The sequence below is a fragment of the Bacillus sp. AK031 genome (genome assembly GCF_053903065.1).
The window spans coordinates 4,151,791-4,173,098 of the sequence record NZ_CP096424.1 but is presented as its reverse complement, the minus strand read 5'-3'; the positions used below and the strand labels follow the sequence as shown (position 1 = coordinate 4,173,098).

Genomic DNA, 21,308 nt, shown 5'->3' with positions numbered 1-21,308 from the left:
AATGTTATATCAGCAAAATGAAAATATAGATGCCAAACAGATGAACGCCCTTGCTCTTGCCTATATGGGGGATGCCGTATATGAAACCTATGTACGGCAGTTCCTCTTACAATCAGGAAGGGTCAAACCGAATCAGCTCCACCGGGCAGCCACCGGATATGTCTCAGCAAAAGCCCAGGCGGCAGCATTAAAAGGGATTACCGATCAGGATGTCCTGACTGAGGAAGAACTGGCAATTGTCAGAAGAGGGCGCAATGCCAAATCGGGAACCATCCCGAAGAATACCGATGTTCAGACATACCGGTACAGCACCGCATTCGAAGCGTTGATCGGCTATTTATTTCTACAAAACCGCAAAAGCCGGCTTGAAGAACTGATACAAGCTATTTTAGAAAACAACATGAACGGTATCCAGAAAGGAGGATCATTATGAGCAGTGAATTTATCGCCGGGAGAAATCCAGTAATAGAAGCTCTTAAATCAGGCAGGGATATAAATAAGATCTGGATTGCGGAAGGCTCGCAAAAAGGGTCAATGGGCCAGATCACCTCTCTTGCAAAAGAAAAGAAGGTCCTTGTACAATTTGTGCCAAAACAGAAAATTGAAGGAATGGTCCGGGAAAATCATCAGGGCGTCGTTGCGCAGGTAGCGGCTTATCAATATGCAGAAATGGACGAGCTGTATGAAAGAGCAGCGAAAAAAGAAGAGACACCGTTCTTCCTGATGCTTGATGAGCTTGAGGACCCGCATAATTTAGGGTCTATTATGAGGACTGCGGATGCTTCCGGTGTCCATGGCATCATCATCCCGAAAAGAAGGGCAGTGGGATTGACGGCAACAGTAGCGAAAGCATCAACAGGTGCTATTGAGCATATTCCTGTTGCGCGTGTCACCAATCTGGCACAGACAATTGACGAACTTAAAGAAAAGGGGATCTGGGTCGCCGGCACGGATGCAAAAGGAGCGGATGACTACCGCAGGCTGGATGGCACGCTGCCTATTTGTCTGGTGATCGGAAGTGAAGGAAAAGGGATCGGCCGTTTAATCAGAGATAAATGTGATTTTCTTATTAAGATGCCTATGGTGGGACACGTGACATCATTGAATGCATCTGTCGCAGCCAGCATTCTGATGTATGAGGTCTATCGCAAACGCCATCCTTTAGGAGAGTAGGGGGAAATGAACATTCTCCTTGTGGATGGTTACAACATCATCGGGGCCTGGCCGGAGCTCAGAGATCTTAAGAATAAAGACCTGGCAGCGGCCAGAGACCGCTTGGTGGAATGTATGGCGGAATATCAAGGGTATACCGGCTACAGAGTGATCGTTGTTTTTGATGCTCATTACGTCACAGGAATCGAAAGAAAATACAAAAATTATAAAGTCGATGTTTTTTTTACTAGAGAAAATGAAACAGCGGATGAAAGAATAGAAAAGCTTGCGATCGAACTCAATAATATCAAAACACAAATCTATGTTGCGACTTCGGACTTTACCGAGCAATGGGCCATTTTCGGGCAGGGAGCCTTGAGAAAGTCGGCTCGCGAACTTTTTAATGAAATGCAGACAATCCAGAAAAAAATCGAAAGAAATGTCAGGAATTCGGCGGAACGAAAGCCTTCATCCAAAATCACGCTCACGGAAGAAGTGGCAGAAATTTTTGAAAAATGGCGCAGAGGACAGCGATGAGCTGTTGACGCTTTCAAAAAAAGTGCTGTATAATATTTCTATCTATTGTTTGCGCGAGGGGGATATGTGTGGACATTCACAGCAGCACAGGAGAACTGAAAACTCTACTAGAGACGATGGACGACGAAGCCGTGATTGAAATGGTTCACCAGGGAGAAAGTGAAGCGTTGGATTTCCTTATCAAGAAATATCGGAATTTTGTGAGAGCTAAAGCAAGATCTTATTTTCTAATTGGCGCTGACAAAGAAGATATTGTGCAAGAAGGCATGATCGGCCTGTATAAAGCGATACGTGATTATAAAGAGGACAAGCTTACTTCTTTTAAAGCATTTGCCGAACTATGCATCACAAGGCAGATCATCACAGCCATTAAGACAGCGACACGCCAGAAGCATATTCCGTTGAATTCTTATGTGTCCTTGGACAAGCCTATTTATGATGAGGAATCGGATAGAACCCTGCTTGATGTCATTACAGGCGCTAAAATAACGAATCCCGAAGAGTTGATCATCAACCGGGAAGAGTTTGACAGCATGGAAGATAAAATGGCGGAACTGTTGAGCGACCTTGAACGAAAAGTGCTCTCACTTTATCTTGACGGCCAATCCTATCAGGAAATCTCGGAAGAATTGAACCGCCATGTGAAATCGATAGACAATGCTTTGCAGAGAGTGAAACGAAAACTCGAAAGATATCTGGAAGTCAGGGAGATCACACTCTAGTGCTTTAAGGCCTTATTGACACATTGTGACCTACGTGTTACTTTTGATAGGACTAATTTAGTATAAAGCACAGCAGGTGAGATTTATGAGCAATAAGCTTATTTTGGCTTGCAATGATTGCGGTTCACGCAATTATACCGCTCCCAATAACCGAAGCGGAAAGCAGGATAGACTAGAGTTGAAGAAATTTTGCAGTACTTGCAATGCCCACACGATCCATAGAGAAACAAAGTAATATAAAAGCGGAAGCGGCCGTTCAGCGCCGTACAGATTGGAGCTCTCTCGGATGAGATATCTCGGATGAGATAAAGGAAGCACAACGAACGTAGTGAGTTGATGTTGACTTATCGCAAGGAGAGAGATCGAAATCTGCTAGTCGCTGGCCTTGGAGCTGGATTGATATAAACGCCCGGTGATCTATACAAGTTGGAGGTAACAACAGATGTTAAAATTCTTTAGCAATGTTTCATCAGAGATGAAAAAGGTAAGCTGGCCAAAGCGCAAGGAGCTTACACGCTACACAATCACTGTAATTTCTACTGTTATTTTTGTTGCATTGTTCTTTACGGTGGTCGATTTAGGGATTTCTGAAATCATCCGTCTTATTCCTGGCAGATAAATCTATCAGCCGATTTTAAAGGTACCGTCAGAAAAAGCAATAATAGAGAAATGCAGAATGCATTGTATATAGATAGAGAATTCATGGTATAATGACATTTAATAGCGCAAAACTTCTAGGAACCCGTTTACACCGGGTTTTTTCATTTGGGCGAAAAAAGTTTTGAATATATGATTTTTAGAGGAGGGACGGACGTTTAGTCCTAATAAATGGAGAAGAACTGGTATGTAGTCCATACTTACTCAGGATACGAGAACAAAGTAAAGGCAAACTTGGAAAAACGTGTTGAATCAATGGGAATGCAAGACAAAATTTTTCGTGTGGTCGTGCCTGAAGAAGAAGAAACAGAAATTAAAAACGGCAAGAAAAAAGTAGTGAAAAAGAAAGTATTCCCTGGTTATGTGATCGTTGAAATCGTCATGACGGATGATTCTTGGTACGTGGTCCGCAACACGCCGGGTGTTACAGGATTCGTAGGTTCCACTGGATCTGGTTCGAAACCGACACCGCTTCTTCCGGAAGAGGTGAATACCCTTCTGAAGCAAATGGGAATGGTAGAGAAGAAAGTCGATGTGAATTTTGAACTTGGTGAATCTGTAACAGTTACAGAGGGGCCTTTTGCCAACTTCACAGGCTCGATTGAAGAAATCGATGCAGCTAAAGGAAAGGTCAAAGTCCTTGTTAATATGTTCGGCCGTGAAACACCGGTAGAGCTCGAGTTTACACAAATCGATAAATTATAATCCAAAAGAACTTGAAATTACATTGGAAAAGTGATAATATTTCATAAGTCAGTCTGTCTCTGCGAGAGACTGCTGTACTACAAATTAAGTTCTTTATGTTGATAAAGACATTTATTAAATGAGTGGGAGGGCAATACTGGCCCTATTACCACATCACGGACTTTAAGGAGGTGTGTCTCGTGGCTAAAAAAGTAGTTAAAGTTGTTAAGTTGCAAATCCCTGCTGGTAAAGCTAATCCAGCGCCGCCGGTTGGTCCAGCACTTGGTCAAGCTGGTGTTAATATCATGGGATTCTGTAAGGAGTTTAATGCTCGCACAGCTGATCAAGCTGGCTTGATTATCCCTGTTGAAATTTCGGTATTTGAAGACCGTTCATTTACATTCATCACTAAAACTCCGCCTGCTGCAGTTTTACTTAAGAAAGCAGCTGGTATCGAGTCAGGTTCTGGTGAACCAAACCGTAACAAAGTTGCAACGGTTAAACGTGACAAAGTACGTGAAATCGCTGAAACAAAAATGCCTGACTTAAACGCAGCAAGCGTGGAAGCGGCTATGTTAATGGTTGAAGGTACTGCGCGCAGCATGGGTATTGTCATCGAAGACTAATACCATAATTAGTTGAATGTGCATGTTGGACGAGGTTGCGATGATGAAATAGTACGTTTCACTCGCAACCTTTATTCGTGGGAGGTTATTCCGCTAAAACCACAATCAAGGAGGAAATTATAATGGCTAAAAAAGGTAAGAAATATCTTGAAGCTCAAAAACTTGTAGACCGCTCTCAAGCATATGATGTTTCAGAAGCGATCGAATTAGTTAAAAAGACAAACTTTGCTAAGTTTGATGCATCAGTAGAAGTGGCTTTCCGTCTTGGGGTAGACACTCGTAAAAACGACCAGCAAATCCGTGGCGCGGTTGTTCTTCCTCACGGAACTGGTAAAACTCAAAAAGTTCTTGTATTCGCTAAAGGCGAAAAAGCGAAAGAAGCAGAAGCTGCTGGCGCTGACTTCGTGGGCGATGCAGATCTAATCGCGAAAATCAACCAAGGTTGGTTCGATTTCGACGTAATCGTTGCTACACCTGACATGATGGGTGAAGTTGGTAAACTTGGACGTGTCCTTGGACCAAAAGGTTTAATGCCAAACCCTAAAACAGGAACAGTAACATTCGATGTTGAAAAAGCAGTGAACGAAATCAAAGCGGGTAAAGTAGAATACCGTGCTGATAAAGCTGGAAATGTACACGTGCCGATCGGTAAAGTATCATTTGACACTGACAAGCTTGTAGCTAACTTCACAACAATGTTCGATACAATGCTTAAAGCTAAGCCAGCTGCTGCAAAAGGAACTTACATGAAAAATGTAGCTGTTACTTCAACAATGGGTCCTGGAGTAAAAGTAGATCCTTCAACATTCGCTGTAAAGTAATTTTAAATAGACATTGACTTAACAGGATGGATGTTATATAATTCAATCTGTTGTTAAAAAATAAATAACATTTATACCATAGACAGCAGGGGCTGTAAAGCTTAAATTCCTGCCGAGGTAATTGCGATATAACGATTCCTTAAGACTCGTTTGCAATGCCTTCATGTCTATCGATGTGAAGGCATTTTTATTGTGATAGACCGGTATGAATGTTCATCAGTAAATCTACAGGAGGTGTAATGATGAGCAGCATTCTTGATCAAAAGAAACAAATCGTTGACGAAATCTCTGACAAGTTGAAGAACAGTGTATCTACTATCATCGTAGATTACCGTGGACTAGACGTGTCCGAGGTTACTGAACTTCGTAAGCAATTGCGTGATGCTGGCATCGACTTCAAAGTATACAAAAATACAATGACACGTCGTGCGGCAGAAGCAGCTGGTTTCGAAGGATTAAATGAAGTATTGACTGGCCCGAACGCTATCGCGTTCAGTACAGAAGAGGTTGTGACTCCAGCGAAGATCCTTAACAACTTTGCTAAAGAACACGAAGCTCTTGAAATCAAAGCGGGTATCATCGAAGGTACTGTTACTTCTGTTGAAGACGTTAAAGCTATCGCTGAACTTCCATCTCGCGAAGGTCTTCTTTCCATGCTTCTCAGCGTGCTTCAAGCACCAATGCGCAACTTCGCGTTGGCGACGAAAGCAGTTGCAGACCAAAAAGAAGAGCAAGGCGCTTAATCCTGCAAGTTAACTTGCAGCCAAAAACTAAACTAATCCATATAATATAGGAGGAAATATAAAATGACTAAAGATCAAATCATCGACACTATTAAAGAAATGTCAGTTCTTGAATTAAACGATCTAGTAAAAGCTATCGAAGAAGAATTTGGTGTAACTGCTGCTGCTCCTGTAGCAATGGGCGCTGCTGCTGGCGGAGACGCTGCTGCAGAAAAAACTGAATTCGACGTTGTTCTTGAGAGCGCTGGTTCTCAAAAAATCAAAGTTATCAAAGTTGTTCGTGAAATCACAGGCCTTGGTCTTAAAGAAGCGAAAGAACTTGTTGATAACACACCTAAAGCTCTTAAAGAAGGCGTTTCTAAAGAGGAAGCTGAAGAACTTAAAGCTAAACTTGAAGAAGTTGGAGCTGGCGTAGAAGTTAAGTAATTCACGACAGATTTAAAAGCTCGCTTATATAGCGAGCTTTTTTGTTCTGTTAGCTAATCATTCTTAACAGAAAAGCAGCGTAAAAAAGAACACTCAAAATGGGAGGGCTTTGGATGACAAATCATTATTATTCCCGGACTCCTGAGGTGAAAAGTGATCCTCAAAGTATGGAAGTGGTATTAAGAGACTTTAAATTCCGGCTCAAAACAGACCAGGGTGTTTTTTCGAAGAATGAAATAGACTTTGGATCCCGTCTGTTGATTGATGTTTTTTCTGAAACTGCAGTAGATGGACCTTTGCTGGATGTTGGCTGCGGCTACGGGCCAATCGGCTTATCGATGGCAAAGAGTTTTCCCGGCCGTGTCGTTCATATGGTAGATGTAAATGAAAGAGCGCTGGGGTTGGCTGGAGACAACGCAAACAGCAACGGAATATCGAACGTTTCAATCTATGAAAGCAGCTGCTTTGAGAGTGTGCAAGAGAAGAATTTCTCGGCAATCCTTACGAATCCCCCTATTAGGGCGGGGAAATCCACTGTCCATGAAATACTGGCAGACAGCTATAATCATCTGGCGGTTGGAGGGGAACTTTGGGTTGTCATTCAGAAGAAGCAAGGTGCGGCATCGGCTGAAAAGAAGATGGCGGAAATCTTTGGAAATGCAGAGACAGCCGCGAAGAAAAAAGGCTATCAAATATTAAAATCTGTAAAAGAAAATTAATTGACGTAACATAGGGGCTATGTTAGTATTATAAAATGCAAAAATATTATTTTCCGGAATTATGTCCATATGTATAAACATTGGATTTCTTGGAAAAGATTATAAAATAATAGCTCGTTATGTGGAAAATGAGGTTTTATGGAGTAAAACCCTTTTTCTTTTTGTCTTATGGTAGAGTGGTTGTACTACTTTAAGACATATAGAGGCAACCAAAACGTTTGATTTGAGGGGTGAATCAGTTGACAGGTCAACTAGTTCAGTATGGACGACACCGCCAACGCAGAAGTTTTGCGCGTATCAGTGAAGTATTAGATTTACCAAATTTAATCGAAATTCAAACATCCTCCTATCAATGGTTTCTTGATGAGGGATTAAGAGAGATGTTTCGCGACATTTCTCCAATCGAGGACTTCACTGGTAATCTCTCCCTGGAGTTTATTGACTACAGCTTGGGAGAGCCAAAGTACTCGGTGGAAGAATCGAAAGAGCGCGATGTAACATATTCGGCGCCGTTGAGAGTGAAGGTCCGTCTGTTAAACAAAGAAACCGGCGAAGTTAAGGACCAAGATGTGTTTATGGGTGATTTTCCGTTGATGACTGATACGGGAACGTTCGTGATCAATGGGGCAGAACGCGTTATTGTATCACAGCTTGTTCGTTCGCCTAGCGTTTACTTCAGTGGCAAAATGGACAAAAACGGCAAGAAAGGCTTCACTGCTACCGTAATTCCAAACCGCGGAGCGTGGCTGGAATATGAAACAGATGCGAAAGATGTAGTGCATGTTCGTATCGACCGTACGCGTAAGTTACCGGTTACGGTTCTGTTGCGTGCACTAGGGTTTGGTTCTGATCAAGAAATCATCGATCTTATTGGTGATAATGAGTATATCCGCAATACACTCGAAAAGGACAACACTGAGGGTATTGAGAAAGCGCTGTTAGAAATCTATGAGCGTCTTCGTCCGGGTGAGCCTCCTACAGTTGAAAACGCCAAAAGTCTTTTAGTTTCACGCTTCTTTGATCCTAAGAGATATGATCTGGCTAATGTAGGTCGCTACAAAATGAACAAAAAGCTTCATATTAAAAACCGTTTATTCGGGCAGACACTGGCAGAAACACTGGCAGACCCCGAAACTGGTGAAATTGTAGCTGAAAAGGGTACAGTGCTTGACCGCCGTGCTCTTGATAAGGTTATTCCATACTTAGAAGAAGGTATCGGTTTCAAAACATACCAGCAATCCGGCGGTGTGTTGGAAGATGATGTCGTTCTTCAATCTATTAAAATCTATTCGCCGAATGAAGAAGGCGAAAAAGAGATCAATGTTATCAGTAACGCTTTTGTGGAAGAGGAAATCAAGCACATAACACCTGCGGATATCATTTCTTCTATTAGTTACTTCTTTAACTTGCTGCATGGAGTCGGCGATACGGATGATATCGACCACTTGGGTAACAGACGTCTTCGTTCTGTGGGTGAATTGCTTCAAAACCAATTCAGAATCGGTCTTTCCCGTATGGAGCGTGTTGTACGAGAAAGAATGTCCATTCAGGATGCCAACACAATCACTCCTCAGCAGTTGATCAATATCAGACCGGTTATCGCTTCGATTAAAGAGTTCTTCGGAAGCTCCCAGCTTTCACAGTTCATGGATCAAACCAACCCGCTGGCTGAACTGACTCATAAAAGACGTCTATCAGCATTAGGGCCTGGTGGTCTGACACGTGAACGTGCAGGCTTCGAAGTTCGTGACGTTCACTATTCCCACTACGGGCGTATGTGTCCAATCGAAACACCTGAGGGTCCAAACATTGGACTGATTAACTCGTTGTCCTCCTTTGCAAAAGTAAACCGTTTCGGCTTTATCGAAACACCATACCGCCGTGTCGACCCTGATACAGGCAAGGTGACAAACCGTATGGATTACCTTACTGCAGATGAGGAAGATAACTATGTTGTGGCGCAGGCGAATGCCCGCCTTGGTGATGACGGAACATTCCTTGATGAGGAAGTTATTGCTCGTTTCCGTGGTGAGAACACAGTTGTTAAACGTGAACGCATCGACTATATGGATGTATCGCCGAAACAAGTTGTTTCTGCTGCGACAGCATGTATTCCTTTCCTTGAAAACGATGACTCGAACCGTGCCCTTATGGGAGCGAACATGCAGCGACAAGCTGTACCGTTGATGAATCCTGAATCCCCTATCGTAGGGACAGGGATGGAACATGTTTCCGCTAAGGACTCCGGTGCTGCTGTTATTTGCAGACACGAGGGTATCGTTGAGCGTGTTGAGGCAAAACAGGTTTGGGTACGCCAAATCAAAGAAATTGATGGCAAGGAAGTCAAAGGCGATCTTGATAAATACCGCATGCAGAAGTTCATCCGTTCCAACCAAGGGACATGTTATAACCAGCGTCCGATCGTTAGTGAAGGCGACAGGGTAACAAAAGGTGAAATTCTTGCGGACGGACCATCAATGGAGAAAGGCGAACTTGCTCTTGGCCGCAACGTAATGGTTGGTTTCATGACGTGGGACGGTTACAACTATGAAGATGCGATCATCATGAGCGAACGCCTTGTGAAAGATGATGTTTATACTTCTATTCATATTGAAGAATATGAATCAGAGTCCAGAGATACTAAGCTTGGGCCGGAAGAAATCACTCGTGATATCCCTAATGTCGGTGAAGACGCGCTTCGTAATCTGGATGAGCGTGGAATCATCCGCATTGGTGCCGAAGTGAAAGACGGCGACTTGCTGGTAGGTAAAGTAACGCCAAAAGGTGTAACTGAGCTTACTGCTGAAGAAAGATTATTACATGCCATCTTCGGGGAAAAAGCCCGTGAAGTCCGTGACACATCTCTTCGTGTACCGCATGGCGGCGGCGGGATTGTCCTGGATGTAAAAGTCTTCAACCGTGAAGACGGCGATGAGCTTCCACCGGGTGTAAACCAGCTTGTCCGTGCTTATATCGTTCAGAAGCGTAAGATTTCTGAAGGGGATAAGATGGCCGGACGACATGGTAACAAAGGTGTTATCTCCCGTATTCTTCCTGAGGAAGATATGCCGTTCCTTCCAGACGGAACACCAATCGATATCATGTTGAACCCGCTCGGAGTTCCATCACGTATGAATATCGGACAGGTGCTGGAGCTTCACCTCGGTATGGCAGCCAGATATCTTGGAATCCACGTAGCTTCTCCTGTATTTGATGGTGCACGTGAGGAGGATGTCTGGTCAACAATCGAAGAAGCAGGCATGGCTCGTGACGCTAAAACGGTTCTGTACGACGGCCGTACTGGTGAGCCATTCGATAACCGTGTTTCAGTTGGAATCATGTATATGATCAAACTTGCTCACATGGTTGATGATAAACTTCACGCACGTTCAACTGGACCATACTCACTGGTTACACAGCAGCCATTGGGCGGTAAAGCTCAATTTGGCGGACAGCGTTTTGGTGAGATGGAGGTATGGGCACTTGAAGCATATGGAGCTGCCTATACACTGCAGGAGATTCTTACAGTCAAATCTGATGATGTTGTCGGTCGTGTGAAAACATATGAAGCGATTGTCAAGGGTGAAAACGTACCTGAGCCGGGAGTTCCTGAATCATTCAAAGTATTGATTAAAGAACTGCAAAGTTTGGGTATGGACGTTAAGATCCTTTCAAGCAACGATGAAGAAATCGAAATGCGTGACTTGGAAGATGAAGAAGAATCACAGCAGGCAGATACTTTAAATATCGCAGATAAGAATGAACAAGAATCCGAAACAGTTGGGTCGAAAGAATAGTCGGATTCTGGAGCAATTAGGGTTAGAACCTGTAGATTAAAAGGGAGGTAGGCCCCTTGCTAGATGTAAATAACTTTGAATATATGAAAATTGGCCTCGCATCACCCGACAAGATCCGCTCTTGGTCGTATGGTGAAGTAAAGAAGCCTGAAACCATTAACTATCGTACGTTAAAACCGGAGAAGGACGGTTTGTTCTGTGAACGTATTTTCGGACCTACAAAGGACTGGGAGTGCCATTGCGGAAAATACAAGCGTGTCCGTTATAAAGGTGTTGTCTGTGACCGATGCGGAGTAGAGGTTACAAAGGCGAAAGTGCGCCGTGAAAGAATGGGGCACATCGAGCTTGCAGCGCCTGTATCACATATCTGGTACTTCAAAGGGATTCCGAGCCGTATGGGACTTGTCTTAGACATGTCCCCCCGCGCTTTGGAAGAAGTAATCTACTTCGCTTCCTACGTAGTGACAGAGCCGGGAGATACGGCTCTTGAGAAGAAACAGCTTCTTTCTGAAAAAGAATATCGTGCTTACCGTGAAAAATACGGAGTTAAATTCCAGGCTGCAATGGGTGCTGAAGCAATCAAGAAAATTCTTCAGGACATCGACTTGGATAAAGAAGCAGATTTCTTGAAGGAAGAGTTGAAAACCGCTCAAGGACAGCGACGTACCCGGGCAATTAAAAGACTGGAAGTTGTTGAATCTTTCCGTAACTCAGGAAATGATCCGGACTGGATGATCCTTGATGTTCTTCCTGTCATTCCTCCAGAGCTGCGCCCAATGGTACAGCTTGACGGCGGTCGATTTGCGACTTCTGATTTGAATGACCTTTATCGCCGTGTAATCAACCGTAATAACCGCTTGAAGCGATTATTAGATCTTGGTGCACCCAGCATAATCGTTCAAAACGAGAAGCGTATGCTCCAGGAAGCTGTTGATGCATTGATTGATAACGGCCGAAGAGGGCGTCCTGTAACGGGTCCTGGTAACAGACCTTTGAAATCTCTTTCCCATATGCTGAAAGGGAAACAGGGACGTTTCCGCCAAAACCTTCTTGGTAAACGTGTTGACTATTCCGGCCGTTCAGTAATCGTTGTTGGTCCAAACTTGAAAATGTACCAATGCGGTCTTCCGAAGGAAATGGCTCTTGAATTGTTCAAGCCATTCGTCATGAAGGAATTGGTTGAAAAAGGCATTGCGCACAACATCAAGAGTGCGAAACGTAAAATTGAAAGAATCCAGCCTGAAGTATGGGATGTACTTGAAGAAGTAATCAAAGAGCATCCTGTATTGCTTAACCGCGCCCCTACTCTTCACAGATTGGGAATCCAGGCTTTCGAACCGACTTTGGTAGAAGGAAGAGCCATCCGCCTTCACCCGCTCGTATGTACTGCCTATAATGCAGACTTTGATGGTGACCAAATGGCTGTCCATGTACCTCTGTCATCCGAAGCACAAGCTGAAGCCAGAATGCTAATGCTTGCTGCTCAAAACATCTTGAACCCGAAAGACGGTAAACCAGTCGTAACTCCATCACAGGATATGGTTCTGGGTAACTACTACCTGACAATGGAGCGCGAAGGTGCCAAGGGTGAAGGAAGCACATTCACAGATGCTAATGAAGCACTTATCGCATACCAAAACGGCTATGTACACTTGCATTCCCGTATTGCGGTAGCAGCAAGCTCTGTTAATAATAAGACATTCACTGAAAAACAAAACAAACAGCTTCTATTGACGACTGTTGGTAAAATTATTTTCAATGAAATTCTTCCTGACAGCTTCCCGTATATCAACGAACCTACCCAAAGTAACCTGGAAACAGTTACTCCTGAGCAGTATTTCGTTGAACCGACTGCTGATATTAAGGAAGAGTTCAAAAATAGAGAACTGATTAACCCGTTCAAAAAAGGATTCCTTGGAAATGTTATCGCAGAAGTCTTCAAACGCTTTGCGATCACTGAAACTTCCCGCATGCTTGACCGCATGAAGGACCTAGGGTTCAGGTACTCTACTAAAGCAGGTATCACAGTAGGTATTGCCGACATCGTGGTACTAGGCGAAAAAGAAGAAATCCTGAAGGAAGCTCAGTCCAAAGTGGATAACGTGCTGAAACAGTTCAAGCGCGGTTTGATCACAGAAGATGAGCGTTATGATAGAGTTATCTCCATCTGGAGCGCTGCCAAGGATACAATACAAGGCAAGCTGATGGCTACACTGGACAGAAGCAACCCGATCTTCATGATGAGTGATTCAGGTGCCCGTGGTAACGCATCTAACTTCACTCAGCTTGCGGGTATGCGCGGACTCATGGCCAACCCGGCTGGACGTATCATCGAATTGCCTATCAAATCAAGTTTCCGTGAAGGTCTGACAGTACTAGAGTACTTTATCTCTACACACGGTGCCCGTAAAGGTCTTGCCGATACGGCGCTTAAGACAGCTGACTCAGGTTACCTTACCAGACGTCTTGTAGATGTGGCACAGGATGTTATCGTCCGTGAAGAAGATTGCGGAACTGACCGCGGTCTGCATGTAGCATCTATTAAAGATGGCACTGAAGTGATTGAGCCTCTTGAAGAACGTCTGATTGGACGCTACTCCCGAGGAGTTCTTAAGCATCCTTCTACAAATGAAGTGATTGTGGAAGAAAATCAGCTGATCACTCAAGATCTGGCTAAAACAATTATCGACGCAGGAATTGAAACGGTATACATCCGTTCTGCTTTCACATGTAACACCCGCCATGGTGTGTGTGAGAAATGTTACGGAACAAACCTTGCTACCGGCCAAAAGGTAGAGGTAGGGGAAGCAGTTGGTATTATTGCTGCCCAGTCAATTGGTGAGCCTGGTACACAGTTAACAATGCGTACCTTCCATACAGGAGGGGTTGCCGGAGACGATATCACACAAGGTTTGCCTCGTATCCAGGAGATTTTCGAAGCGCGTCATCCAAAAGGTCAGGCTGTTATCTCTGAAATTGAAGGTGTTATCACTTCAATCTCTGAAGGCAAAGACCGTCAATATGAAATCACTGTCCAAGGTGAAGTTGAAACAAGATCTTACACTGCACCATACACAGCCCGCCTTAAATACGGTGTAAATGACCGCGTGTTAAGAGGTCAGGGAATCACTGAAGGTTCGATCGACCCGAAAGAACTTTTAAAAGTGCGCGATGTAAATGCAGTGCAAGAATACTTGCTTCGTGAAGTTCAGAAGGTATACCGTATGCAGGGTGTTGAAATCGGCGACAAGCACGTAGAGGTAATGGTACGTCAAATGCTGAGAAAAGTAAGAGTAATCGATGCTGGTGAAACGGAAGTTCTGCCTGGTACATTGCTCGACATCCATCAATTTACGGATGCCAATGAAAAAGCGATTATGAAAGGTGATGTTCCTGCAACGGGGCGTCCGGTATTGCTTGGTATCACGAAAGCTTCTCTGGAAACAGACTCATTCTTGTCTGCCGCATCCTTCCAGGAGACAACACGTGTCCTTACAGATGCAGCAATCAAAGGCAAGCGCGATGAATTACTCGGCTTGAAAGAGAATGTAATCATCGGTAAGCTTGTACCTGCTGGAACGGGTATGCAGCGCTATCGCAAAGCTGAGCCAGTATTGGAACAGGCAAACGAAGAAACAGTAACGGTTGACTAAATAAAATAGTGCGGTGTTGATTTCAGCACCGCACTAATAAAATTATTCATTCTGTTGTTGACAATGTATTTTGAAGATGATAATATATTCAAGGTTGCTCCTATATTGTAACCTGTTACTTTGGAGGATGTAATATGTCTTATGAAAAAGTATCACAGGCTAGTGAAATCATTGTAGGAACAAAGCAGACAGTCAAAGCTCTGAAAAGCGGGCTTGTATCATGTTTGGTTGTAGCTGATGATGCTGATCACAAAGTTACAGCGAAAGTTATACAGGCAGCCAATGAGATGGATGTTCCGGTGGCACGAGTTGATTCCATGCGAAAGCTAGGGAAGTCATGCGGTATTGAAGTTGGAGCGGCAACTGTTGCTATTATTAAGTAAAATAGTTTTTGCAGCAAAGTAACTGCAAAGACTTTGTTTTTACACAAAAATGAACCACCTGGATGTGTGGGCTTATAAAATATAAGAAGGGAGGATATTCACATGCCTACTATTAATCAATTAGTGCGTAAACCACGCCAATCTAAATCAACAAAATCTACATCACCAGCTTTAAACAAAGGTTACAACAGCTTCAAGAAAGTTAACACTAACCTTTCATCTCCACAAAAGCGCGGTGTTTGTACTCGTGTTGGTACAATGACACCAAAGAAACCGAACTCAGCGTTGCGTAAATATGCTCGTGTACGTTTGACTAACGGAATCGAGGTTACTGCTTATATTCCTGGTATTGGCCACAATCTTCAAGAGCACAGTGTCGTGTTAATCCGCGGCGGACGTGTAAAAGACTTACCGGGGGTACGTTACCACATCGTTCGTGGTGCGTTAGATACAGCTGGTGTTGAAGGACGTATGCAAGGCCGTTCTAAATACGGTACTAAGCGCCCTAAAGCAGCAAAAAAATAATGAATTAATTTAACGAATAGATTATTTTCGTTGAAAGGAGGAAAACACATGCCACGTAAAGGTCCTGTAGCAAAAAGAGATGTACTTCCAGATCCAATGTACAATTCAAAACTAGTTTCTCGTCTAATCAACAAAATCATGATTGACGGTAAGAGAGGTAAAGCTCAAAAGAAACTATACGCTGCGTTTGATTTGATCAGCGAGCGTTCAGGTAAAGATGCAATGGAAGTTTTCGATCAAGCTCTTAAGAATATCATGCCGGTATTGGAAGTAAGAGCTCGTCGTGTTGGTGGTGCAAACTATCAAGTTCCTGTAGAAGTTCGTCCAGAGCGTCGTACTACTTTAGGTCTTCGTTGGTTAGTAAACTACTCTCGTCTTCGCGGTGAAAAGACAATGGAGGAACGTTTAGCTAACGAAATCCTGGATGCAGCTAATAACACTGGTGCTTCTGTTAAGAAGCGTGAAGATATGCACAAAATGGCAGAAGCAAACAAAGCGTTTGCTCACTACCGCTGGTAATCTGCTACTATATAAAATAATTTTCATTAATGGAAGGAGAAAGACGACATGCCTAGAGAGTTCTCCTTAGAAAAGACTCGTAATATTGGTATCATGGCTCACATCGATGCCGGTAAAACAACAGCAACAGAGCGTATCCTTTTCTATACTGGACGTATTCACAAAATTGGTGAAACTCACGAAGGTGCTTCTCAGATGGACTGGATGGAGCAGGAGCAAGAGCGTGGTATCACGATCACATCTGCTGCGACAACAGCATCTTGGAAAGACCATCGTATCAACATCATTGATACACCAGGACACGTAGACTTCACAGTTGAGGTTGAACGTTCACTTCGTGTACTTGATGGTGCAGTAGCAGTTCTGGATGCACAATCTGGAGTTGAGCCTCAAACTGAAACAGTTTGGCGCCAAGCGACAACTTACGGTGTACCTCGTGTAGTATTCGTAAACAAGATGGATAAAATCGGTGCTGACTTCTTATATTCTGTAGGAACATTGCATGACCGTCTTCAAGCGAATGCACATCCCATCCAGCTTCCAATCGGTGCTGAGGATGAATTCGAAGGAATCATCGACTTGGTAGAAATGAAAGCTTATTTCTATGAAGATGATCTTGGAACACGTGCAGAAGCTCGTGACATTCCGGATGAGTACAAAGATCAAGCTGAAGAATACCGCGGAAAGCTAATTGAAGCTGTATCTGAACTTGATGAAGAGCTTATGATGAAATATCTTGAAGGTGAAGAGTTCACTAAAGATGAATTGAAAGCTGCTATCCGTAAAGCGACTAACAGCGTTGAATTCTATCCTGTAGTTTGTGGTTCTGCCTTCAAAAACAAAGGTGTTCAGTTGTTGATCGATTCTGTCATCGACTACCTTCCAGCACCAACTGATGTTGCTGACATCAAAGGTATGCTTCCGGATACAGAAGAAGAAGTGACTCGTCCTTCAACAGATGACGCTCCTTTCTCTGCATTGGCATTTAAAGTTATGACTGACCCTTATGTTGGTAAACTTACATTCTTCCGCGTATATTCCGGAACACTTGATTCTGGTTCTTACGTACAAAACTCTACGAAAGGCAAGCGTGAGCGTGTAGGACGTATCCTGCAAATGCATGCTAACTCTCGTGAGGAAATCTCAACAGTATACGCTGGTGATATCGCAGCAGCTGTTGGTTTGAAAGATACTGCTACTGGTGACACTCTATGTGACGAAAAGAGTCTGGTTATTCTTGAGTCTATGGAATTCCCAGAGCCGGTTATCTCTTTATCGGTTGAGCCTAAATCTAAAGCTGACCAAGATAAGATGACGACTGCTTTACAAAAACTTCAAGAAGAAGATCCTACATTCCGTGCGCATACTGACCAGGAAACTGGACAAGTTATCATCGCGGGTATGGGTGAACTTCACTTGGATATCATCGTTGACCGTATGAGACGTGAGTTCAAGGTTGAAGCAAATGTTGGTGCTCCTCAGGTTTCTTATCGTGAAACATTCCGCGGTTCTGCTAAGGTTGAGGGTAAATTTGCCCGTCAATCAGGTGGTCGTGGACAATTCGGTCACGTTTGGATTGAGTTCTCTCCAAATGAAGAAGGAAAAGGCTTCGAATTCGAAAACGGAATTGTCGGAGGGGTTGTTCCACGTGAATACATCCCTGCAGTACAAGCTGGTCTAGCAGATGCTATGGAAAATGGTGTTATCGCTGGATATCCGCTAATCGATGTAAAAGCTAGACTTGTTGATGGTTCATACCATGACGTCGATTCTTCTGAAATGGCCTTTAAAGTAGCTGCATCTCTTGCACTTAAGAACGCAGTTTCTAAGTGTGATCCAGCAATCCTTGAACCAATGATGAAGGTTGAAGTTGTTATCCCTGAAGAATACATGGGAGACATCATGGGTGATATCACTTCTCGCCGTGGACGTGTAGAAGGAATGGAAGCCCGCGGAAACGCACAAGTAGTTAAATCATTCGTTCCACTTTCTGAAATGTTTGGTTATGCAACTTCATTGCGTTCTAACACGCAAGGTCGCGGAACATACTCTATGCACTTCGACCATTATGAAGAAGTACCTAAATCAATCGCAGAAGAAATCGTTAAAAAAAATAAAGGTGAATAATTGATTTATTCACTATAATCAAGTATAAATACTAGTGTAAGCTATGGTGTCAAAGAAGGTGGGAAACCGCCTTCTGGCAATCCATATAAAATATACTTAATTTTTTATAATTTAAAGGAGGATTTCCTAATGGGTAAGGAAAAATTCGATCGTTCCAAGCAACATGCTAATATCGGTACAATTGGTCACGTTGACCATGGTAAAACTACATTAACAGCTGCAATCACTACTACATTGCACAAAAAATACGGCCGTGGAACAGCTATGGCGTATGACCAAATTGATGGTGCTCCAGAAGAAAGAGAGCGCGGTATCACAATCTCTACTGCACACGTTGAGTATGAAACTGATACTCGTCACTATGCACACGTTGACTGCCCAGGACATGCTGACTACGTTAAGAACATGATCACTGGTGCTGCTCAAATGGACGGCGGAATCCTAGTAGTATCTGCTGCTGACGGCCCAATGCCACAAACTCGTGAGCACATCCTTCTTTCTCGCCAAGTTGGTGTACCATACCTAGTAGTATTCATGAACAAATGTGATATGGTAGACGACGAAGAGCTACTTGAACTAGTAGAAATGGAAGTTCGTGACCTTCTTTCTGAATATGATTTCCCTGGTGATGATGTACCAGTAATCAAAGGTTCTGCTCTTAAAGCTCTTGAAGGAGAAGCTGAGTGGGAAGAGAAAATCTACGAACTTATGGAAGCAGTAGATAGCTACATCCCAACTCCAGAGCGTGACACTGAAAAACCATTCATGATGCCTGTTGAGGACGTATTCTCAATCACTGGCCGTGGAACAGTTGCAACTGGACGTGTTGAGCGTGGACAAGTTAAAGTTGGTGACACTGTAGACATCATCGGTCTTTCAGAAGAGCCTAAATCTACTACTGTAACTGGTGTAGAAATGTTCCGTAAGCTTCTTGACTATGCAGAAGCTGGAGACAACATCGGAGCTCTTCTTCGTGGTGTATCCCGTGAAGATATCCAACGTGGTCAAGTACTTGCTAAGCCAGGTACAATCACTCCACACACAAAGTTCAAAGCAGAAGTTTATGTTCTTTCTAAAGAAGAAGGTGGACGTCACACTCCATTCTTCACTAACTACCGTCCTCAGTTCTACTTCCGTACAACTGATGTAACTGGTATCTGTAATCTTCCTGAAGGCGTAGAAATGGTTATGCCTGGAGATAACATCGAAATGACAGTTGAACTAATCTCTCCAATCGCTATCGAAGAAGGTACTAAATTCTCTATCCGTGAGGGTGGACGTACTGTAGGCGCTGGAGTAGTTGCTACAATCCAAGAGTAATCTTACTCTTAATACATTTAAGCAGATGGGATCCGGAGCCCATCTGCTTTTTTATATGCTTGTAATTCGTAGGATATGCGGGATAGATCGAAAAGTATACATTAATCCGTTCGTATAGTGATTGCTTACGGGGAGCAGTTCATAAATATACTATTATAAATAGAAGGTGTATCAATAATAGGGTGATTAGGCAGTAAATATATTATTAGAAAAAGAAAGAGTATCTAGAATAGGGTGATTAGGCTGTAAACGTACTATTATAAGAAGAAAGTGTTTCTATAATAGGATGATTAGGCCGTAAACACTCAGTTAAAAAAAGACCTAATTCCATAATCCCCAGGAAGTTAGAATATAAAAATTTCTGCAACTCTAACATATGCCTAAGCAGCATACCGAAGATCGGCACGGCAACCATAAATGCTTAGAATTCAAACAAAGGAACCTCATAAAGAAATAAAAAAACATCGGGATTGATAGTATTATTATATATCAATGATTCACCTACTCACTCTCATCATCCACAAAAAAATTCACCTCAAAACAAAATCTTCTATATATATAAGTACCTTACCAGTCAAAACTTTCTTCACAGAAAATAAGACCATCCATCCAGCCGAAATCAACTACTATTAACTTCCCTGGCAAAGCCACAATAGAAATATTTTGAAATCTCCTCTTCCCCTTGCAAACACCCAAATACATTTGTATAATTGTAAAAGTGCGCTAATCGCAAAGATATTCAAGAAAATGTTGCATATCTCCTGTGATTTAGTTATAATAGACAATGTTGGTCTTTGACTGCGATGAAATGGAAGGTTGCTGACACACCCGGCCGCTTTGCCATGGCGAGTGTGTGGGAAATTTCCATGGAGAATGTCTATCTTAAAGTAGGCGAATAAAGGAGGGAAAATAATGGCAAAACAAAAAATTCGTATCCGTTTAAAAGCGTATGATCACAGAATCCTTGATCAATCTGCAGAGAAAATTGTTGAAACAGCGAAGCGTTCTGGTGCGGCAGTATCCGGTCCAATCCCGCTTCCGACTGAGAAATCCATTTACACAATTCTTCGTGCGGTCCATAAGTACAAAGATTCTCGTGAGCAATTCGAAATGCGTACGCATAAACGCTTAATCGATATTGTTAACCCAACACCACAAACGGTTGATGCGCTAATGCGTTTAGATCTTCCATCTGGTGTCGATATTGAAATCAAATTATAATTACTATACAAAAACAATTCAGGAGGTGTGACTTATGACCAAAGGAATCTTAGGTAGAAAGATCGGCATGACTCAAGTTTTTGCTGAAAACGGTGATCTTATCCCGGTAACAGTTATCGAGGCAGCTGGAAACGTTGTTCTTCAAAAGAAAACTGCAGAAGTTGATGGCTACGAAGCTATTCAAATCGGTTTCGAAGACAAACGCGAAAAGCTTTCTAACAAACCGGAAAAAGGACATGTTGCTAAAGCAGAAACTGCTCCTAAGCGCTTCATCCGTGAATTCCGCGGAGTAAACTCTTCAGAATATGAAGTAGGTCAAGAAGTCAAAGTAGAAATTTTCGCAGAAGGCGATATCGTAGATGTAACAGGAATTTCAAAGGGTAAAGGTTTCCAAGGTGCTATCAAGCGCCATAACCAATCCCGCGGACCTATGTCCCACGGTTCCCGCTACCATCGTCGTCCTGGTTCAATGGGACCTGTTGATCCAAACCGTGTATTCAAAGGTAAACTATTGCCTGGACGCATGGGTGGAGAGCAAATCACGATCCAAAACCTTGAAATCGTCAAAGTTGATGCAGAGCGCAACTTGCTTCTAGTAAAAGGAAATGTTCCTGGACCTAAAAAAGCAATGCTTAAAGTTAAAACTGGCGTAAAAACAAAATAATATAACTCTTTT

General features: G+C 43.0%; 21 protein-coding genes and 1 other annotated feature. All 21 genes read left to right on the top strand.

What is annotated here, in order from left to right:
• Position 1 precedes the first annotated feature (1 nt).
• The 21 genes from M1E09_RS21365 to rplC all read left to right on the top strand — a co-directional run bounded on the left by M1E09_RS21365 (position 2) and on the right by rplC (position 21,296).
• Positions 2–433 (top strand): Mini-ribonuclease 3, encoded by a 432-nt coding sequence (locus tag M1E09_RS21365; RefSeq protein WP_456272783.1) that lies wholly within the window; start codon positions 2–4, stop codon positions 431–433.
• Positions 430–1,173 (top strand): 23S rRNA (guanosine(2251)-2'-O)-methyltransferase RlmB, encoded by a 744-nt coding sequence (rlmB, locus tag M1E09_RS21360; RefSeq protein WP_456272782.1) that lies wholly within the window; start codon positions 430–432, stop codon positions 1,171–1,173. Before M1E09_RS21365 ends, rlmB begins: the two co-directional genes overlap by 4 nt.
• A 6-nt stretch (positions 1,174–1,179) precedes the next feature.
• On the top strand, positions 1,180–1,689 hold the full coding sequence (locus tag M1E09_RS21355) for an NYN domain-containing protein (RefSeq protein WP_456272781.1): 510 nt from the start codon (positions 1,180–1,182) through the stop codon (positions 1,687–1,689).
• A 116-nt stretch (positions 1,690–1,805) separates the two neighbouring features.
• Positions 1,806–2,411: an RNA polymerase sporulation sigma factor SigH gene (gene sigH / locus M1E09_RS21350; protein ID WP_113929791.1), complete on the top strand. Its 606-nt coding sequence runs from the start codon at positions 1,806–1,808 to the stop codon at positions 2,409–2,411.
• 85 nt (positions 2,412–2,496) lie between these two features.
• Positions 2,497–2,646 (top strand): 50S ribosomal protein L33, encoded by a 150-nt coding sequence (rpmG, locus tag M1E09_RS21345; protein ID WP_456272780.1) that lies wholly within the window; start codon positions 2,497–2,499, stop codon positions 2,644–2,646.
• Between the two features lie 207 nt (positions 2,647–2,853).
• Positions 2,854–3,030: a preprotein translocase subunit SecE gene (gene secE / locus M1E09_RS21340; RefSeq protein WP_456272779.1), complete on the top strand. Its 177-nt coding sequence runs from the start codon at positions 2,854–2,856 to the stop codon at positions 3,028–3,030.
• Positions 3,031–3,239: 209 nt separating this feature from the next.
• On the top strand, positions 3,240–3,773 hold the full coding sequence (gene nusG / locus M1E09_RS21335) for a transcription termination/antitermination protein NusG (RefSeq protein WP_456272778.1): 534 nt from the start codon (positions 3,240–3,242) through the stop codon (positions 3,771–3,773).
• Between the two features lie 179 nt (positions 3,774–3,952).
• Positions 3,953–4,378, top strand: a complete 426-nt coding sequence (gene rplK, locus M1E09_RS21330; RefSeq protein WP_148941924.1) for a 50S ribosomal protein L11 — start codon at positions 3,953–3,955, stop codon at positions 4,376–4,378.
• Positions 4,379–4,500: 122 nt separating this feature from the next.
• Positions 4,501–5,199, top strand: a complete 699-nt coding sequence (gene rplA, locus M1E09_RS21325; protein ID WP_456272777.1) for a 50S ribosomal protein L1 — start codon at positions 4,501–4,503, stop codon at positions 5,197–5,199.
• A gap of 58 nt (positions 5,200–5,257) precedes the next feature.
• Positions 5,258–5,397, top strand: a sequence feature (ribosomal protein L10 leader region).
• Positions 5,398–5,441: 44 nt separating this feature from the next.
• Positions 5,442–5,942 carry a 50S ribosomal protein L10 gene (rplJ, locus tag M1E09_RS21320; protein WP_456275047.1) on the top strand — a complete coding sequence of 167 codons (501 nt, stop codon included), beginning with the start codon at positions 5,442–5,444 and terminating at the stop codon, positions 5,940–5,942.
• A 63-nt stretch (positions 5,943–6,005) separates the two neighbouring features.
• Positions 6,006–6,368, top strand: coding sequence for a 50S ribosomal protein L7/L12 (gene rplL / locus M1E09_RS21315; RefSeq protein ID WP_456272776.1), 363 nt, complete (start codon positions 6,006–6,008; stop codon positions 6,366–6,368).
• Positions 6,369–6,481: 113 nt separating this feature from the next.
• Positions 6,482–7,087 carry a class I SAM-dependent methyltransferase gene (locus M1E09_RS21310; protein ID WP_456272775.1) on the top strand — a complete coding sequence of 202 codons (606 nt, stop codon included), beginning with the start codon at positions 6,482–6,484 and terminating at the stop codon, positions 7,085–7,087.
• A gap of 239 nt (positions 7,088–7,326) precedes the next feature.
• On the top strand, positions 7,327–10,884 hold the full coding sequence (gene rpoB / locus M1E09_RS21305) for a DNA-directed RNA polymerase subunit beta (protein WP_456272774.1): 3,558 nt from the start codon (positions 7,327–7,329) through the stop codon (positions 10,882–10,884).
• Positions 10,885–10,940: 56 nt separating this feature from the next.
• Positions 10,941–14,537 carry a DNA-directed RNA polymerase subunit beta' gene (gene rpoC, locus M1E09_RS21300; RefSeq protein ID WP_456272773.1) on the top strand — a complete coding sequence of 1,199 codons (3,597 nt, stop codon included), beginning with the start codon at positions 10,941–10,943 and terminating at the stop codon, positions 14,535–14,537.
• Between the two features lie 134 nt (positions 14,538–14,671).
• Positions 14,672–14,920 carry a 50S ribosomal protein L7ae-like protein gene (locus M1E09_RS21295; RefSeq protein WP_456272772.1) on the top strand — a complete coding sequence of 83 codons (249 nt, stop codon included), beginning with the start codon at positions 14,672–14,674 and terminating at the stop codon, positions 14,918–14,920.
• A 102-nt stretch (positions 14,921–15,022) separates the two neighbouring features.
• On the top strand, positions 15,023–15,445 hold the full coding sequence (gene rpsL, locus M1E09_RS21290; RefSeq protein ID WP_113929750.1) for a 30S ribosomal protein S12: 423 nt from the start codon (positions 15,023–15,025) through the stop codon (positions 15,443–15,445).
• A 48-nt stretch (positions 15,446–15,493) separates the two neighbouring features.
• Positions 15,494–15,964, top strand: a complete 471-nt coding sequence (gene rpsG, locus M1E09_RS21285) for a 30S ribosomal protein S7 (protein WP_113929751.1) — start codon at positions 15,494–15,496, stop codon at positions 15,962–15,964.
• 48 nt (positions 15,965–16,012) lie between these two features.
• Entirely contained in the window at positions 16,013–18,091 is a 2,079-nt protein-coding gene (gene fusA / locus M1E09_RS21280) for an elongation factor G (RefSeq protein WP_456272771.1), read from the top strand.
• 129 nt (positions 18,092–18,220) lie between these two features.
• The gene (gene tuf / locus M1E09_RS21275) at positions 18,221–19,411 is read left to right on the top strand and encodes an elongation factor Tu (RefSeq protein ID WP_456272770.1); all 1,191 of its coding nucleotides are present in this window, start codon (positions 18,221–18,223) and stop codon (positions 19,409–19,411) included.
• A 912-nt stretch (positions 19,412–20,323) separates the two neighbouring features.
• Positions 20,324–20,632 (top strand): 30S ribosomal protein S10, encoded by a 309-nt coding sequence (rpsJ, locus tag M1E09_RS21270; protein ID WP_034676072.1) that lies wholly within the window; start codon positions 20,324–20,326, stop codon positions 20,630–20,632.
• 34 nt (positions 20,633–20,666) lie between these two features.
• Positions 20,667–21,296, top strand: a complete 630-nt coding sequence (gene rplC / locus M1E09_RS21265; protein ID WP_456272769.1) for a 50S ribosomal protein L3 — start codon at positions 20,667–20,669, stop codon at positions 21,294–21,296.
• Positions 21,297–21,308: the final 12 nt, after the last annotated feature.

Excerpts from the sequence above, each read along its gene's own strand:
- M1E09_RS21365 (WP_456272783.1), top strand. The coding sequence starts at position 2 with ATGTTATATCAGCAAAATGAAAATATAGATGCCAAACAGATGAACGCC.
- rlmB (WP_456272782.1), top strand. The coding sequence starts at position 430 with ATGAGCAGTGAATTTATCGCCGGGAGAAATCCAGTAATAGAAGCTCTT.
- rpsG (WP_113929751.1), top strand. The coding sequence starts at position 15,494 with ATGCCACGTAAAGGTCCTGTAGCAAAAAGAGATGTACTTCCAGATCCA.
- rpmG (WP_456272780.1), top strand. The coding sequence starts at position 2,497 with ATGAGCAATAAGCTTATTTTGGCTTGCAATGATTGCGGTTCACGCAAT.
- M1E09_RS21295 (WP_456272772.1), top strand. The coding sequence starts at position 14,672 with ATGTCTTATGAAAAAGTATCACAGGCTAGTGAAATCATTGTAGGAACA.
- nusG (WP_456272778.1), top strand. The coding sequence starts at position 3,240 with ATGGAGAAGAACTGGTATGTAGTCCATACTTACTCAGGATACGAGAAC.
- rplL (WP_456272776.1), top strand. The coding sequence starts at position 6,006 with ATGACTAAAGATCAAATCATCGACACTATTAAAGAAATGTCAGTTCTT.
- secE (WP_456272779.1), top strand. The coding sequence starts at position 2,854 with ATGTTAAAATTCTTTAGCAATGTTTCATCAGAGATGAAAAAGGTAAGC.
- sigH (WP_113929791.1), top strand. The coding sequence starts at position 1,806 with ATGGACGACGAAGCCGTGATTGAAATGGTTCACCAGGGAGAAAGTGAA.
- rpsJ (WP_034676072.1), top strand. The coding sequence starts at position 20,324 with ATGGCAAAACAAAAAATTCGTATCCGTTTAAAAGCGTATGATCACAGA.
- rpsL (WP_113929750.1), top strand. The coding sequence starts at position 15,023 with ATGCCTACTATTAATCAATTAGTGCGTAAACCACGCCAATCTAAATCA.
- fusA (WP_456272771.1), top strand. The coding sequence starts at position 16,013 with ATGCCTAGAGAGTTCTCCTTAGAAAAGACTCGTAATATTGGTATCATG.
- tuf (WP_456272770.1), top strand. The coding sequence starts at position 18,221 with ATGGGTAAGGAAAAATTCGATCGTTCCAAGCAACATGCTAATATCGGT.
- rplC (WP_456272769.1), top strand. The coding sequence starts at position 20,667 with ATGACCAAAGGAATCTTAGGTAGAAAGATCGGCATGACTCAAGTTTTT.
- M1E09_RS21310 (WP_456272775.1), top strand. The coding sequence starts at position 6,482 with ATGACAAATCATTATTATTCCCGGACTCCTGAGGTGAAAAGTGATCCT.
- rplJ (WP_456275047.1), top strand. The coding sequence starts at position 5,442 with ATGAGCAGCATTCTTGATCAAAAGAAACAAATCGTTGACGAAATCTCT.
- rplA (WP_456272777.1), top strand. The coding sequence starts at position 4,501 with ATGGCTAAAAAAGGTAAGAAATATCTTGAAGCTCAAAAACTTGTAGAC.
- M1E09_RS21355 (WP_456272781.1), top strand. The coding sequence starts at position 1,180 with ATGAACATTCTCCTTGTGGATGGTTACAACATCATCGGGGCCTGGCCG.